Below are 726 nucleotides of genomic sequence, written 5' to 3'. Positions count from 1 at the left end.
TGGTGCAGTGGTATAGTTGGTACCAATATTAAAGCCCGATGTTACATCATCGAGCGTAACAGGACTTACACCAGTAATAAACATACGCTCCAACGCCATACCGTTGCCAGTAGTAACCAGTTTGAGTATATTAAAGAAATAACGATAAAATCCTTCGCCATGTGTGGCATCCTTATAGGCTTTTTTACCTATGTTAGCCAGAATGGAGTTGGTGAAGTTATCGTACTCATCAATAATCAAGTAGATGCGCAAACTTAGTTGGGAGGCTTGCATATTAAGGTATTGTAAGCGATCGGCAGCCGTTTGGCGCTTCATTAATTCTTCCTCAAAATCGGAATGGAAGAAACGCCTGTAACGTCCTACGAATTCTACAAACTGTTCGTGACAATGGCTTTCAAATGTTCGCAGCATATTCTCGGGCTGCGAATCTACTCCCGAGAAGTTGAAGCGCAATATCAAAAACTTGGCCCTTAGTTTTGTTGGATGATTGTATATCCACCGTTCGCCAAAAAGTTCTTCGAACCGGTCTTCGTTATTGATGTCGTAATAAGCATCAAGTACATTGAGCCACAAGCTTTTCCCGAAACGGCGAGGCCGGATCAAAAAGAAATAAGATACAGATTGCTCTACCAAAGGGATAAAACGGGTCTTATCCACATAATAATAATCTTGCAGGCTGATTCTTTCGTAATCGCTGATACCGTATGGAATTATTTTCATGTTACT

Annotated in this window: 1 protein-coding gene; it reads right to left on the bottom strand. The window is 41.2% G+C overall.

All coding sequences use genetic code 11. From position 1 onward, the window contains the following. Window positions 1-726 (bottom strand): AAA family ATPase (locus D0T85_RS21950; RefSeq protein ID WP_239060795.1); only part of this gene is annotated, 726 nt, incomplete at both ends.

It is taken from the genome of Bacteroides sp. 519 (assembly GCF_010500955.1).
Lineage (GTDB): Bacteria > Bacteroidota > Bacteroidia > Bacteroidales > Bacteroidaceae > Bacteroides.
Note: the sequence above shows the minus strand (reverse complement) of the source record. Positions and strands in the feature narration are given on the sequence as shown.